At 66.4% G+C, this 14,381-nt stretch carries 13 protein-coding genes; 5 read left to right on the forward strand and 8 right to left on the reverse strand.

Annotation, left to right across the window (positions count from 1 at the left end; all coding sequences use genetic code 11):
- Positions 1-723: 723 nt before the first annotated feature.
- Complete coding sequence (locus tag I1E95_RS01380; protein ID WP_231594778.1) at positions 724-1,245, forward strand: hypothetical protein; 522 nt, start codon at positions 724-726, stop codon at positions 1,243-1,245.
- 53 nt (positions 1,246-1,298) lie between these two features.
- Positions 1,299-1,889 carry a YbhB/YbcL family Raf kinase inhibitor-like protein gene (locus I1E95_RS01385; RefSeq protein ID WP_197164722.1) on the forward strand — a complete coding sequence of 197 codons (591 nt, stop codon included), beginning with the start codon at positions 1,299-1,301 and terminating at the stop codon, positions 1,887-1,889.
- Here I1E95_RS01385 and I1E95_RS01390 read toward each other — a convergent pair whose 3' ends face one another.
- Positions 1,890-2,105, reverse strand: a complete 216-nt coding sequence (locus I1E95_RS01390; RefSeq protein WP_197164724.1) for a chlorophyll a/b-binding protein — start codon at positions 2,103-2,105, stop codon at positions 1,890-1,892. It abuts the gene before it with no gap.
- Between the two features lie 156 nt (positions 2,106-2,261).
- Here I1E95_RS01390 and I1E95_RS01395 point away from each other — a divergent pair, with 156 nt between their 5' ends.
- The gene (locus tag I1E95_RS01395; protein ID WP_197164726.1) at positions 2,262-3,326 is read left to right on the forward strand and encodes a metallophosphoesterase; all 1,065 of its coding nucleotides are present in this window, start codon (positions 2,262-2,264) and stop codon (positions 3,324-3,326) included.
- Here the strand turns inward: I1E95_RS01395 and I1E95_RS01400 are convergent.
- Both I1E95_RS01400 and I1E95_RS01405 read right to left on the reverse strand, forming a co-directional pair.
- Positions 3,313-4,263, reverse strand: coding sequence for an isopenicillin N synthase family oxygenase (locus I1E95_RS01400; protein WP_197164728.1), 951 nt, complete (start codon positions 4,261-4,263; stop codon positions 3,313-3,315). The genes I1E95_RS01395 and I1E95_RS01400 overlap by 14 nt on opposite strands.
- A 9-nt stretch (positions 4,264-4,272) precedes the next feature.
- A complete protein-coding gene (locus I1E95_RS01405) occupies positions 4,273-5,469 on the reverse strand; it encodes a class I SAM-dependent methyltransferase (RefSeq protein ID WP_197164730.1) in 1,197 nt (398 codons plus the stop codon).
- A 48-nt stretch (positions 5,470-5,517) separates the two neighbouring features.
- On the opposite strand from I1E95_RS01405, the gene I1E95_RS01410 reads away from it, so the two are divergent.
- On the forward strand, positions 5,518-6,360 hold the full coding sequence (locus tag I1E95_RS01410) for a TPM domain-containing protein (protein WP_197164732.1): 843 nt from the start codon (positions 5,518-5,520) through the stop codon (positions 6,358-6,360).
- A 20-nt stretch (positions 6,361-6,380) separates the two neighbouring features.
- Here the strand turns inward: I1E95_RS01410 and I1E95_RS01415 are convergent, their stop codons facing one another.
- The 3 genes from I1E95_RS01415 to I1E95_RS01425 form a co-directional block, all read right to left on the reverse strand.
- Positions 6,381-7,076, reverse strand: coding sequence for a glycoside hydrolase family 104 protein (locus tag I1E95_RS01415; RefSeq protein WP_231594779.1), 696 nt, complete (start codon positions 7,074-7,076; stop codon positions 6,381-6,383).
- Between the two features lie 559 nt (positions 7,077-7,635).
- A complete protein-coding gene (locus I1E95_RS01420) occupies positions 7,636-8,703 on the reverse strand; it encodes a hypothetical protein (RefSeq protein ID WP_197164736.1) in 1,068 nt (355 codons plus the stop codon).
- Entirely contained in the window at positions 8,697-9,584 is an 888-nt protein-coding gene (locus I1E95_RS01425) for a TIGR04168 family protein (protein ID WP_197164738.1), read from the reverse strand. The genes I1E95_RS01420 and I1E95_RS01425 overlap by 7 nt, the downstream gene beginning before the upstream one ends.
- Before the next feature lie 63 nt (positions 9,585-9,647).
- Here I1E95_RS01425 and nadA point away from each other — a divergent pair, with 63 nt between their 5' ends.
- Complete coding sequence (gene nadA, locus I1E95_RS01430) at positions 9,648-10,604, forward strand: quinolinate synthase NadA (RefSeq protein ID WP_197164740.1); 957 nt, start codon at positions 9,648-9,650, stop codon at positions 10,602-10,604.
- A gap of 64 nt (positions 10,605-10,668) precedes the next feature.
- Here the strand turns inward: nadA and I1E95_RS01435 are convergent, their stop codons facing one another.
- Positions 10,669-12,111 (reverse strand): WD40 repeat domain-containing protein, encoded by a 1,443-nt coding sequence (locus I1E95_RS01435; protein ID WP_231594780.1) that lies wholly within the window; start codon positions 12,109-12,111, stop codon positions 10,669-10,671.
- A 167-nt stretch (positions 12,112-12,278) separates the two neighbouring features.
- Entirely contained in the window at positions 12,279-14,216 is a 1,938-nt protein-coding gene (locus tag I1E95_RS01440; protein WP_197164744.1) for a patatin-like phospholipase family protein, read from the reverse strand.
- Positions 14,217-14,381: the final 165 nt, after the last annotated feature.

Raw genomic sequence — 14,381 nt, forward strand, 5'->3', positions numbered from 1 at the left:
CACGCCGGCGTAGCCGATGGAGGAGTCCATGAACCACCGCACTTGTCCTGGGTGGGGATCGGGTCGTACTGGCCTGCGGCACCGCTGAGGAAGCCCGCCAGGGATCCAATCCCCATCCCTGGGGCCTGTAGCGAAAGGAGCCGGGGCTCCCTGAACGTTGTCGGTGGGGAGATGCCATTGGCCGAAACCACCGCTCATGGAGCTGTTCTCCTGGAGAATGCGCGGGAGGTTGGCCGATGCGGGTTCCATCGCGGGGCAGGCCACCATCAGCAGGATGTTGGTGCCAGGTATCGGCCATGGCTCCCCTGGATTGATCTTTTCAGTGTCTGTAGGATTGAAGCCATCGAAACCGGGTCAGCACCATTCACAAGGAAGTTTCAATAGTCCCGACCGCGACCATATCACTGACGGCTGATACCATCTTCTGAATTCTGAACTTCCCAAAGGAGAAGTGGTGCGACGAACTCTTGAAACCGGATTGAGATTTCAGATCGATGCAAGGCCTCTGGCCGGCCTGCGTTTCAGCATGGCCCATGCCGTCTGATCGGATTACAAATTTGAACCTCCCACAACCTGGATCAACCCAATCCCACCATTTTGGCGAGGGTTGCGCACGCACTGTTGCCAGATGGGCCTGATGATCTGGAGCCCCAGACTTGATCTGCACCGCAGGTACGGCATGCAATGGCAGGATGGCGCCTCTGATAGACACGACTCCTGACCATGACCCAAGAGACAATGGTGGTGTCATCTCAGCTGTTTTCAGGCCGTCGGCTCGCAGGCCTTGGTCTGGCGGTCGCCAGCGGCCTGCTGCTGGGTTGGCCTGCCGCTGGCCTGGCCCAGGCCGAGCCCCGTTGCACCTTCCTCAACCCGATCGGCGGCAACGGCATGAGCCCGATCGTGGCCAAGTCGGTGGGGCGGGGCAAGCTGTTCGGCAAGTCGAACTGGAACACCGATTTCATCGTCGATCAACCCTTCACCAGCTTCAAGTTCTTCTTCACCGCCAACTCCTCAGATGCCGGAGCCAAGTACCCCGTGGAGGCCTTCATGAAATTCAGCGATGGCAGCTCACTTCAGGTGGTGAATGAAACGATGAATCCTCCGATCGGCACCGGCCGCATGTTCGGCCCATTCCAGGCCATCGAGGGCAAACAGGCCAGCCAGATGAACTTCAAGGTGGGAGCCAGCAGTGACCCCGGCGCCCTGGGGTTCAGCTACCGCATCTCCGTCCAGGGCTGCCTCTGATCCAGTCCCTGAGCATCAGCCTCATCCCCTCAGGCCAACAGCACACCCCCTTGATGACATCGCCCTCGAGACGCTCCTTGCGGATCAAAGGAGCCGCCACCGCCCTGCTGGCCGTCGTGGTCACCAACCTGGGGGCCATGGCCCGCTCGGAGGGCTTCAACCTGAGCAGTCCCCAGATCAAGGCCAACGGCACCATCGCCGCAAAGCACGTGTTCAACGGCTTCGGCTGCAGCGGGGAGAACATCTCCCCGGCCCTGAGCTGGAGTAAGGCCCCGCCCCAGACCCAGAGCTTCGCCCTGCTGGTGCACGACAGCGATGCCCCCACCGGCGGCAGCGGTTGGTGGAACTGGCTGGTGGTGGACATCCCCGCCGGCAGCTCCGGGCTGCCGGCGAACGCAGGCCGCGCTGACGGCATGGGTCTTCCACCGGGTGCCCGCCAGATCCGCACCGACTACGGCAGCCCCGGCTGGGGAGGCCCATGCCCGCCGGTGGGCAACGCACCCCATCGCTACACCTTCACCCTGCACGCCCTCAAGGTGAAGACTCTCGAGCTGCCGCCCGATCCTTCGGCGGCACTGGTGGGCTTCATGGTCAACAGCCAGAGTCTGGGCAAGGCCTCCTTCACCGCTCTCTACGGCCGGTAATCAGCCGAGATACCAGGCCAGCACAGCACCCAGCTGGCCGACGATGCCCTTGCCGGTGAGCCATTCGCCCACGATGGCGGCGCTGAAGCCCAGCATCGCCACCCGGCCGTTGAGGAGTTCCACCCCGGCCAGGGCGTTGGTGTTCCAGGGGCGGCTGGTGGTGAGCCCTTCGCCGAATCTCTCCACCGGCTCGTAGTGGAAGTCCTTGCTGCTCATGGCTTGTGGCTCATCGTGTCCTGCTCCTGCTCCCAGGTGGTCGTTCATGCCATCGAAGGTTCTGGCCCGGCGCAGCCTATGGGGTCCGGAGCACAACCCGCCGGATCCGGCGGACCAGTGCCGGCAACATGGAGCCGCAGCGGCAGTGATTCGACCATGGCCCCAACCCTCAGCCGACGTCAGGTTCTCGGTCTGGGGGGCCTGGCCCTGGGGGTGGCGGCCTCCGGCGGCTGGAGGCTGGCCCAGGGGACTCCAGCGGCCGCGGCGGGCACTGCCGACCTGAGGCTGCCGCCCCGCGGTGACCAGCGTCTGGTGCTGATCAGTGATCTCAATGCCAGCTACGGATCCACCACCTACATCCCCGAGGTGAGCCAGGGGATCGCCCTGATCCCCTCCCTGCGCCCGGATCTGGTGGTCTGCGCCGGCGACATGGTGGCCGGCCAGAAGTCGAGCCTGAGCACCGAACAGCTGCAGGCCATGTGGGCCGGGTTCGATCGCCAGGTGCTCAGGCCCCTGAGGCGGGCGGGGCTGCCCTTCGTTCCGGCGATGGGCAACCACGACGCGTCCAGCAGCTGGGTGGACGGCCGCTACGTCTTTGAGCGGGAGCGGCGGGAGGCCAGCCGCTACTGGCTCCGTCAGCAGGGGGACCTCGGCCTCAGCTTCGCCGACGGCTCAGGCTTCCCCTTCTTCTATTCCGTGGTCCAGAACGGGCTGTTCCTGCTGGTGCTCGACGCCTCCTCCGCCGCGATTCCATCCGAACAGCTGCGCTGGGCGGAGCGGAGCCTGGCGAGCGTGGGGGCCCGCGGGGCCAGGAGGCGGCTGGTGGTGGGACACCTGCCACTGCTGGGGGTCTCGCAAGGGCGCGACACGCCCGGCAATGTGCTGGCCCGGAGCCAGGAGCTCCGCCAGCTGCTCGAACGCCACCAGGTGGAGGCCTACATCAGCGGCCATCAGCACGCCTACTACCCCGGCCGGATCGGCCAGCTCGACCTGATCCAGCTCGGCGCCCTCGGCAGCGGTCCCCGGAAGCTGCTGGGGCAGAGCACGGCGCCGTTCCAGACCCTGACCGTTCTCGATGACGACTGGACCAGCGGCCGACGGCGGGAGAGCACGGTCAACATGCGCACCCTGCAGCTGCTGAATCCGGAGCGGCTGCCGCCACGCCTGAGCGACAGTCGCGGACGCAGCCAGATCCGGCGCCCCCTCGTTACAGGAGGTTGATCCGGTAGAGCACCTCTTCGAGAGCGTCGGCCGCCAGCACCCCGGCCTGGCGCTGGGGATTCTCCGCTGTGCAGCAACTGGCCAGAGGCGCCAGCAGGGTGGAGGGCCGGGCGTGACAGAACTGCACCACACTCATCCGCTCCCGAGCGGACCCGGGAGGTGCCACCACCCGGTGCAGGCCGGCGGGGATCAGGCCATTGCTGAGCCGCTCGAGCATCAGACCGCTGTTGATGATCACCCGCCCCTCGGGAGGCAGCGCCGGCACCCAGCCGCCGGCCACCTCCACCTCCAGGCCACCAGCGGTCGCTCGGGGCAGGGCGGTGATCAGGTTGATGTCGCCGTGGGCGGCGGCCCAGAGGTGACCGGGACCGGGAGCCGCCGCCATCGGCGGATAGCGGATGGCGCGGCTGAGGGTGGGGGCCTCGCTGACCATCTCCTCAAAGAAGGACTCGGCCGCACCCAGGCCCAGCGCGATCACCCGCAGGACCCGCCGCTGCAGATCGGCGAGCGCCCCGTGGAAGCGCAGCAGCACCTCAGTGATGCCGGGCACCACCGCTTCGGGCAGCACCGGCTCGGGATAAAGCAGCGGGTAGCGGCGGCGCAGGGGGTGCGAGGCCGGGATCGGCGCCGACCAGTTGAGCATCTCCTTCCAGTCAGCCCGCTCGCTGCCGGCGGCGGTCTCCACCAGCAGGCCCGTGTAGCCCGTCTGGCCTGAGGCCCCGGCAGCCGTGAAACGGTCCTTGATGGCGCCATCGAGGGCGAAGAAGCGGGCCAGCATCCCGTAAGCCGTGTCGAGCAGATCGCCGGACAGATCACTGCTGGTGTACAGAAAGCCGGTGGCCAGGCTGCGCCTCACCCCATCGACCACCGCCCGCCGGCGGCGGTCATCACCCCGCTCGAAGGCCAGCAGATCGACATCGAGGATGGTGGGATCCATCGGGGCAAACTACGCGCCTTCGCCGGGCTCCTGCAGGAAGAGCTCGGCGACGGAGTCCAGCGCCGGCGAGCCCTCCCCGCGGCTGAAGGCCAGCCAGCGGAAATCGCCGAGAGCGGCGGGATCCACCAGGCGCAGCAGGGCTTCGCGCCGGGCCAGCAGGGCCGCCAGGCCTTCGCCGCCTGCTGCGCCGCAGTCCTGAGCGGCCGACAGCGAGGGCTGCTGCAGGCCGTGCAGGCGCTGGGCCAGACCAAGGGCCAGCAGGGCTTCCCCCTGGCGGCGCTGGCCCAGGACACTCCAGCCGGCCGCCTCGGCGGCCTCGAGCACGCTCTCGATGCAGAGATGGGCGGTGAGGTCCCAGTGGCCGGGCTCCAGCAGAGGATCGGAGCTGGCTCGCTGGGCGCGGTAGGCCATCAGGGTGCCGTTGCTGCGCTGGGGGGCGTAGTAACGCCAGGCCTCGAGGGCGTAGTCGATGACCAGCAGGCGGCCCCGGGCCAGGGCGGCGGCGCAGGCCGCCATCCATGGGGAGAGCCCGGGGTGAAGTTCGCTGCACCAGCCCTCGGGGCGCCTCGGATCGAGGGGCAGCAGTCCGAGGGGCTCCAGTCGGTCCTCATCCTCCGGCTCCAGGGGGTCACCGGGCTCCAGCCGCAACGTTCTTCCCTCCCGCAGCGTCACCTGCTGACGGCGCCATTGGCCGCCGCTGCGCTCGATCCGCTCCACCGCCAGGGCATCGAGCACCTCATGGGCCAGCACCACGCCGCTGAGCGGAGCGGCGGCCATCTCCTCAAAGCTGCTCCAGCGCACGGGCAACGGGCAGCCCTCGAGGCGCTGGCGCTGCCGGGCCGCCATCCCGGCGTTGGGCTCCACCAGCACCAGCTCCAGCCGACCGGCCAGCTGAGGCCAGCCGCTCACCAGCACCTCAGCCAGCTGAGCCGCCAGGCTGCCTTCGCCGGGACCGGTCTCCACCAGGCTCAGGCGCTCCTGGGGGAGATCCAGCAGCCAGCGGGCGATCTGAGGGGCCAGCAAAGCGGCGAACTCCGGGCCGAGCGACGGAGCTGTGGCGAAATCTCCTCCCGGGCCGATGCTGAGACGGCCGGCGCCGTAGGCGCCGTGCTCGGGGTCGTTGAGCACCCACTCCATGTAGGTGCGGAAGGGCACGCGGCCACCGGCCCGGAGCAGGCGCTCTTCCAGCCAGGCAGGCAGGGACACGGGGGGTGAGTCGACTCAGAGAGAATGAAGGGCCACTGAAGCAGCCACATGGCCCCTGGCGCCAGATCTCTCCTCCTCTCCACCCTCGGTTGTCTGGCCGCCCTGGTGCTCCTCCTGGCGCCTCTGGGGGGGGCGGCGGGCGGGATGGCCCGGGCCGCCGACAATCCCTCCCTCCTGCCGGATCACCCCACCCCCGTGATCGATCTGGCCCGGGCGCTCACCGATGGTCAGCGGGCCAGCCTGGAGGACCATCTCGAGGCCTTCGAGGCCAGCAGCGGCTGGAAACTGAGGGTCCTGACCCAGTACGAGCGCACGCCCGGCCTGGCGGTGAAGCAATTCTGGGGGCTGGATGAGCGCAGCCTGCTGCTGGTGGCCGATCCCCGAGGCGGAAACCTGCTCAATTTCAACGTGGGCGACGCCCTCTTCGCCCTGATGCCGCGCACCTTCTGGGTGGAGCTGCAGACGCGCTACGGCAATCAGTACTACGTGCGCGACCACGGCGAGGACGGCGCCATCGTGGATGCGCTCACGGCCGTGGAAACCTGTCTCGAGCGGGGCGGCTGCCAGGTGGTGCCGGGCCTGCCCCAGGAGCAATGGCTGCTGACGTTCTGCACCTCGCTGCTGGGGGGCCTGATCGTGGGCTTCGCCGGCTACCCGCGCAAACAGGGTGATGTGGTGGCGTGGAGCTGGGTGCTGCTGCTGTCACCACTGTGGGTGATGCTGTTCGTGGTCTTCGGGCTGGGGCCGGTGGTGACCCGAACCTCCGACCTGCTGCCGGTGCTGCGCAACTCGCTGGGATTCCTGGGCGGAGCGGCAGCGGCCTACCTGATCGCCCAGAAGACGATGGGTGTACCGGGCGGAAACGAGGGATCGTCAGGCGGCGGCGACTGACGCCGGCCGCCAAGGGGGCATCAGCGACCGGAGCTGGCTTCCTGGAGGGCACAGGTGAGGCTGTCGTCGCTGCAGGCGGGCTGCACCGGCGGAGCGGCCTGGGCGACGTCCGTGCGGACGTTGTCAATGGCCCGCAGGCTGGCCAGGTTGGCCTCATAGAAGGCCCTGAGCTGGCCGTAGCGCTTGACGGGCTGGCCGTAGAAGCTGCGGCCGGCCAGGGTGGGGAATGACGCCCATTCGGGCGCCAGCTTGGCGGCCAGTTCAGGAGTGAGGACGCCGCGGTCGGCCAGGGCCAGGGCCCCGCGCCGGTGGATCAGGAAAATGGCGGCCTGATCCTGGACCTGGGGGCCGAAACCGGTGATTCCCAGAGCCCGGGTGGCCATCGCCCAGGTGAAGGGCATGAACTGATAGGCACCAGCAGCGGCGCTGGCGTAGCCCACGGTGCGGTTGACCCGATCGGGATGGCGATCCAGGGACGCCATCAGGCTGCCGCCGAACATGATCCGGTAGCCCACGTCCTCGCCGTTGGCCCAGGTGCCTTCGGCATAGCGGATGGTGTTGAGCAGTGCCCTCCGCTCAGGGGTGATCTCAAAGATGGCGCGCGCGCCGGGCACGTCCTGGGGGGTGGCGATCGCCAGCGACTGGGGCTGAGTGGACGGTGCCGCTCCCGGCAGACGGATCTCCTCCCACGCCGTGGCATGGGCAGGGGCCCCCATGGCGACAATCAGAGCCGGGAGGCAGAGGCGACTGAAACGGGAAGCGGTGGCGAACAACGGATTTAAGGGAGAAAGGACAAAGGCAGCCGCGCTCTTTCATGGTTGATCCCATAAGGAATCGGCCAAGGTGAAACGCTGCTGTGGTGGAGAGGAAAACCGAAGAGAGTTCAAGTCCGTTCGTGACTACTGAACGGGGATGGAACTGCTTGAGAAAAAATGTCTTGTAAAACTGATCAGATACTCTGATGGATGCAATCAGGTTCAGTAATCAGTGATGAACTCAGAGGAAACCGTCGAAGCGATCGAAGAATACATCTCGGCGGGCTTGGGTTGCACGTCAATGTGTCGAACAAGCACTAGGGCAGGGATCGCATCAGTGACAGTCGCACGACTGTCCACCGGCTATCAGAATTGATCGGGAGGTTCACATCACTGTTCAGCACAGGGTTTGTTGCAGCGAAATCATTCACCACACTGATCATCAGCTCTGCTGATTGCGACCCCAGTCGTGGTAGCGACGGACACCAGATCGCCTGCCCTGCAATGCTCCCCGGCGATTTCAGCTGTAGGCGAGCGCCTGGTGCTCCAGCCAGCCGGCAGCTGTCTCGGCCCCGTCCAGCGGCAGGGGGCCCAGCGCGGCCGCCTGCAGGGGCTGATCCAGCTGCCACTCGCCGCAGCGCAGCTGCTCCTGGCTGAGCAACCGGTGGCGGCCATGCCGGCGCAGGGCCTCTTCCAGCACCGGCGCCTCGGCAAAGCCCTCCCGGTGCACCAGGTGGATGCCCACGTCGTGCGCCAGGGCTTCACAGAAGCTGCTGTAGCCAGGCTTGGTGATCAACCGCTCCACCAGCGGCATGACCTCCATCAGGCGCAGGCCCTGGGGCAGCAGCCGCACATTGGCCGCCCCCGCCGCCGCGGGCTCGGTGCTCACGAACACAAACTCGGGCCAGCGGCGGAAGGGTTCCTCCCCCAGCTCGAAGCCAAGCCCGCCGAAGCTCACCAGCACGCAGCGGCCGCGCACCGGCAGCTCCAGCTGGTGGCGCAGAACCTCCGCCTGCTCCCGGGCCGGCGCCACGGTGAGCCCCACCCTGATCTCCGGCAGTCCCCAGGCCATCGGCATCGAGAAGGGACAGTGGATCAGTCCCTGGCCCATGCGGTAGAGCTCACGGCAGCGCTCGGCCCAGACCAGAAAGGGACCGCCCATCGGCGCATAGATGGCATCCCAGCCGAAATTGCCCACCCAGATCAGGGGCCAGTCGCCGGCCTGGGCCAGCCGCGCCAGCGCCGGCGGCACATCGCCCAGCAACAGCACCGGGCCGGCCTGGGCCTGGAGCCAGCGCGTCTCCGCGGCGATCTGAGCAGGCAGGTGCCGCTCCAGATCGTCGAGGGCCGCAAGGGTGGCGGCGGGGTCGGCGCCGAGGGCATCGGCCTGGACCACACCCACATCCCAGAGGCAGGGGCGCCGTTCAAAGGGCACCGGTCCAAACACCGTGCGCAGGAACGCGGCCGGCAGGGAGGTGGAGAGCACGAGCCGCCAGCCGGGCTGGCGCTGGGCCAGAGCCAGCAGGATGGCGCCGCTGCGGGAGCCGTGGCCGTAGCCATGGCCGCTGATGGCGGCGTAGATCAGCACGGCAGCGCCTCGGGTTGATCACCCAGCGGCTGATGGTCGCCCAGCGGCTGCCGGTGCAGAAGCTGCTCATAGAGCAACCGCCCTGATTCAGGGTCGTACCAGCGGTGGCTGGCATGGATCAGCTGACCCTCGTCCAGCTCCACCCACGACAGATGGCACAGCTGTCGCCCGTCCCCATCGACGGCATGGCGCGGCACGAAGGCGGCGTTGAGGTAGGCGGTGCCGCGGCGATCGATCAGAAAGCTGCGCCGCTCCCCCCGCCCGCGCTTGAGGGCGTGATGCATGTGCCCGAAGACCACCAGGGGCAAGGGCCGCCGGGCGCGGATCTGCTCGATCGCCTGGGCCAGGTCCTGGTCACCCCAGTCGCAGGCGGGCGATTTCCAGTCGCGCCCGCAGGGATCGCTGGCCTCGCTGCCGAGGCCACTGGGACCACAGTGGGCCAGAAGCACCAGGGGCAGGCGCGGATCGGCGGAGAGGGCCGCCGCGGCGATCCGCTCGGCCGACTCGGCCAACCCGACGGGCCCCCAGAGGGCCTGCACCGCCTTGGAGAGGTGATGACCGCCACCGGCACTGCCTGGCCGGCCGCCCACCACGGACAGGCCGGGAGGGTCGAGCCGGCGGTGGGCCCAGCCGCAGTGTCTCTCGCCGAGCCGGTCGATCTGGCGCTGCAGTTTGCGACCGCTGTGGTCCTTGCCGGTGTCGTGGTTGCCGAGGATGCAGGCCACCGGCAGGGGCAGATCGGCGAGGCTGGCGGCGATGCGCTGGTGACCGTCGCTGAGATCGCCCACCACCAGCAGGGCATCGGGGGCGAGACGGGCCAGGAGGCCCACGTCACGCCGGTCCCATTGCCCGTGCAGATCCCCGGCAATGGCAAGGCGCATGTGGGCCGTGACGACTGCTCCCTTGCCTAGGCTGGTTTCATCCTGCCCCAGTTGAGGTCAAGGTTGGTTTTTGCCGCCCTTGAGGCCCCCACCACTTCCCGAGACCTGCCGGCCGCGATCGATGAGCTGCGCCTGGCGCGAAAGGCCGTGATCCTGGCTCACTACTACCAGAGCCCCGACATCCAGGATGTGGCCGATTTCATCGGCGACTCACTCGAGCTCTCGCGCAAGGCCGCCGCCACAGACGCCGAGGTGATCGTGTTCTGCGGCGTTCATTTCATGGCCGAGACCGCCAAGATTCTCAGCCCCACGAAGACGGTGCTGCTGCCGGATCTCGAGGCCGGCTGCTCCCTGGCCGACGCCTGCCCGGCCGATGGCTTCGCCGCCTTCAGGGCCGAGCACCCCGAGCACATCGTGGTGAGCTACATCAACTGCTCGGCGGCGGTGAAGGCCCAGAGCGATCTGATCTGCACCAGCAGCAACGCGGTGGACCTGGTGAAGCAGCTGCCGGCCGACCGGCCGATCCTGTTCGCGCCGGATCAGAACCTGGGCCGCTGGGTGCAGAACCAGAGCGGCCGCGAGCTCACGCTCTGGCCCGGCAGCTGCATGGTGCACGAAACCTTCAGTGAGCAGGCACTGCTGCAGCTCAGACTGCAGCACCCGGACGCCGAGGTGCTGGCCCACCCGGAATGCCAGCAGCACCTGCTCGATCTGGCCGACTTCATCGGCTCCACCAGCAAGTTGCTGGCCCGGGCTGCCGAGAGTGAGGCGCCGGCCTTCATCGTGCTCACCGAGCCGGGGATCCTGCACCAGATGCGCCAGCGGGTGCCGGGCAAGGCCTTTTACGAGGTGCCGGGCGCCGACGGCTGCAGCTGCAATGCCTGCCCCTACATGCGGCTGAACACGCTGGAGAAACTGTGGCTGTGCCTGCGCGACATGACCCCGGCGATCGAGATGGACGAAGCGCTGCGGCAGCGGGCTCTGGCACCGATCCAGAGGATGCTGGAGATGAGCCGGTAGGGGGAGATCGGCGCCCATCCCGGGCCGTGGCCTGGATTCAGGCTCCGGACAGGGGTTGGCTGAGTCAGGACGGGTGCAGAGAGCCCACGCGCCACACGCCGATTCCCTGGCGGGGAACGTAGACCGCCAGGGTGGATCCGTCGCCGCTCAGAGCGGTGAGACCCGATGGACCCTCAAGTGTGGCCTGGGGCATGGGCGCAGCCGACTGCAGCTGGAGAGTGTGCAGCACCTCTGCGCTCTGGGGGTTGAGGACCTTGAAGACCCCCTTGGACCTCAGCAGGAGACCTTTGTCGGTCCAGTAGAGCTGCTGCGCCCGCTGCACCGCCTCGAAGGTGCGGATCCGGCGCGCCGAGGCCAGATCCCAGATCGAAAGAGGTGGACCCTGGCCGAGAGCGACGGCCAGCTGCCTGCCGTCCGGAGACAACGCCAGGGAAAGAATGCCGGCCGGGCGATCCAGATCCAGGCTTCCGATCAGCTTGTTCTCTGGAACGTTCCACACCTGGATCTGATGGTCGTAGAGACGGCGGGGAAAGGCCAGAAGGCGTCGATCAGAGCTGACGGCGATCGGACGTTCCCTCCAGTCCAGGGTGGAGAGATCAGCGGGAATCACTCGCAGCAGCTGGCCCGTGGCAAGATCCCAGACCTTGAGACCCTGCGGCTCCGGACTGGGCGCCAGGGTCACGAGCCTGCGGCCGGCCATCGGATAGGCCACGGTGGCACCATCCAGTCGCAGCCGAATCGCTCCTTCGGGCAGCGTTCGCACCTGCACCTGCTCTATGGCCGCCGTGATCAGCTCCTGGCCATCGGCACTGAAGGCCACGGAGCTCAGAATGTCCTGGAGGGTTCGTTGACCGTCCGGTAGTCCATGGAGGTGGCGGATCCGGCGCCGCTTCCGCCTGGACAACTCCAGGATGTCCAGCTGTTGCGCGCTGTTGCGCACCTGCAGCACCGCCAGCTGATCGCCGGCCTCGTTGAGGGCCAGATCCAGCGGAGGGCTGGCATCGCCCGTGAGCCTGGCCACCAGCGGGAACGGCCCAGACGCTGGAGTTGTGTTGAAGCTGATGCTCGGCGGAGCCAGCAGAAGTGCCAGCACCAAGGTGCTGATCAGGTAGGCCAGCACAGTGCAGCCAGCCATCAGCCGGGGCAGGTTCGGGCGGGGGCGCCCAGCGCCGGCTGCCATCAGTCCAAGGACCGCACCCGTGGTGGCACCGGCCGGCACGAAGACCAGGAGCATGAAGCCGAACCAGAGGGCCCCGTAGGGCCCGCCGATCAGGGAAGCCGGGTTGGCCTCGATCGGCAGGAGGCCGATCAGAAAGGTGCCGAGAAACGATCCCCAGAGGGACGCCCACAGCAGGCTTCCCCGTGCAAAGCCGTCCTGCTGAGGCTGCGATCCGGATCGCCTCAGCCGCCACCGCCGGATCAGATCGGCGATGGCGGAGACCACCGCTCCCACGACACTGCCCACCACGAAGCTGACGAGCGTCATGCGCAGCAGCTTCGGGACCACGACCTGCAGAAGCGTGTCAACGCCGATCAACGGGGACATCCCAGGGAAAGCCGCCTGACGCGCGGTGCGTCAATCCTGCTCAAACCTCGGGATCCATCTCCTCGCGCGCCGACAACTGCAACAGACACCGGCAACAGACGCTGAGGCGGAGGCCCGCTGAGATGGCGCTAGGGCTCCGGCCACAGGACATTGACGTCGAGGACAGGCTTGATCAGTCGCCTCAGAATCAACTTGGTGAGAGGCTTGCCGATGAACTGACGCAGCATCCACCGCCATGGGCCGGAGCGTCGTTGCGCATCCAGCCTGTCGAGATAGTCCTCATTGAAGAAGTCGACCAGGGAGTCGACACGAGACCTGATCTGCTCAGCGATGAGCTGACGACGCCTGGGGTCGACCCTGACCATGAGCTGTCGCAGTTCCTGCAGCTGATCCCGCCTCCGCTCACCATCCTCCTCGATCAGGCAGGGTTGAGCGAGACTGACCAGTTGATCACGTACCCGTTTCCAGGAGTCTGTTTCATACTCCAGCACACCGTCCTGGATCTGCTCGTGGGCGAAGGGATTCGCAGCGCAGACGGAAGGGGAAGCCGATGAGGATTCAAGGGAGTCCGAGGATGTCGGCCAACCGGGCAACCAGTCGATCAACGGGATCTTCTGATCGATGCACTGAAAATCACCGATCAGGTCGGCAAATTTTCCTTCCCTCAGCCGCTGACGTGCATTGCGCCTGCCGATGTTGTAATCATAAGCCCGGAACTCAAACTCCAGAAATCCTGCGAAAGCTGAGAACACATCCCCGATCAGCAAGGCATCGGAAGCGGTGACGGTGAGCAGCTTGCCTTCCAGGCCCTCTGTCACCCACTGCTGAAAACGGGACTGTCCGAAGACCGCGCTGGCGAGGCCAATCGCCATCGCCAACAGGTTGTCTTCGCGATTGAAGAAGGGATCAGCATCAATCGTGCGTTTACCGGGAGCAACGAACAGATAGTGGCGCTGCGAAGGGCCATCCTTGTCATCAATTTCCCTCGCCAGACTGGCGGCCATGCCAACCGGCTCGTTCTCGAAGACACCACCATCGGTGTACAGGTAGTTACCGCCGTACAGCTGATCACCGGCGGTGGCCTTGCGACTGCTGTCTCTGGTGCGCATCAGACTGGCCGCAGAGCCGCCGGTGCGGACGATGCGACGGGCGCGGAACGCCAACGGAAACGCTCCTGAGGACAGGGCCATCAATCGCAGGATCGGCCAGGAACAGGTGTTCAGCATCGGACGCCACACCACCTGTCGTCCCTTCCGACGAGGTTCCAGCTCAGACAGCTGAATGGTCGGCTCAACCTCCTCCCCTGAACTGGCTGACGGCCCCTCCTGAGGCAACACACGCCGCAGCAGGCAGACGAACTGATCCTTGTAGCGGGAATAGGCGAACGATTCCTTTTCCCCGACAATCTCCTGGGAGAAGCCATTGAGATTGGCCATGGCCAGGCCAATCCGCAGGGAATCCGAGGCTGCCGGATGGCCATTCAGCACATCGCCGGGATCGTCTGGGATGTACTCCTCACCGATGTCATCAACGACTGCAGAGCTGAGCAGGGAATACTTATGATGCTTTCGCGGCACCTTCAGGAGGCTATCGATATTCACCTTCATCACCCAGGCATTGAAGAGGGGATTGTCGTAAGGATCCCTCAGTCGGTCGCCGCCGTAATAGAGCTGCTGGCTCAGGATTGCGGCCGTCATTGCTCCAGCAGAGGCGCCAGTTATCACATCGATGATCACTCGATCCTGCTCGTAGCGCTCCGGATGCTCCTCCTGGAGAAACTCATTGTGCAGGGCGATGGCTTCGAGCAGCTCATACATTACCCCGGCCTCATAACTGCCCAGTGAGACCGCTCCGCTGATCACGATCGCAAGTTTTCTGGCCATTGGAGACGTCCCATCACTCCCTTCATAGCCATGTCGACTTGATGTGGTCAAGGCATTGCCACGAGCCAGCTCTCTTCGATAAACGCTGCCTCTGAGTGGCAGGCAAGACGCTACCGCTTTTGAAAGCAGCTTGAGGGTGGCCTGTCCACTCCAGGGGTTTGTTCCAAGGCGTTGTATCTCCACGGGCGTCGCTTGCAGGCCCGCGCATCGCCAGCAGTGCTCAGAGCATATCCGCTTCGCCTCTCGCGCTAGCACTTGATTTTAGCCCAAAGACCAAGATCACCTTCTGATTTGTACTATCATAGGATCCAAGGTTCCTGGTGTTGAGTGTCAAGTCCCTTATCTTCA

The organism is Synechococcus sp. CBW1107 (assembly GCF_015841355.1).
Classification (GTDB): Bacteria; Cyanobacteriota; Cyanobacteriia; order PCC-6307; family Cyanobiaceae; genus Regnicoccus_A.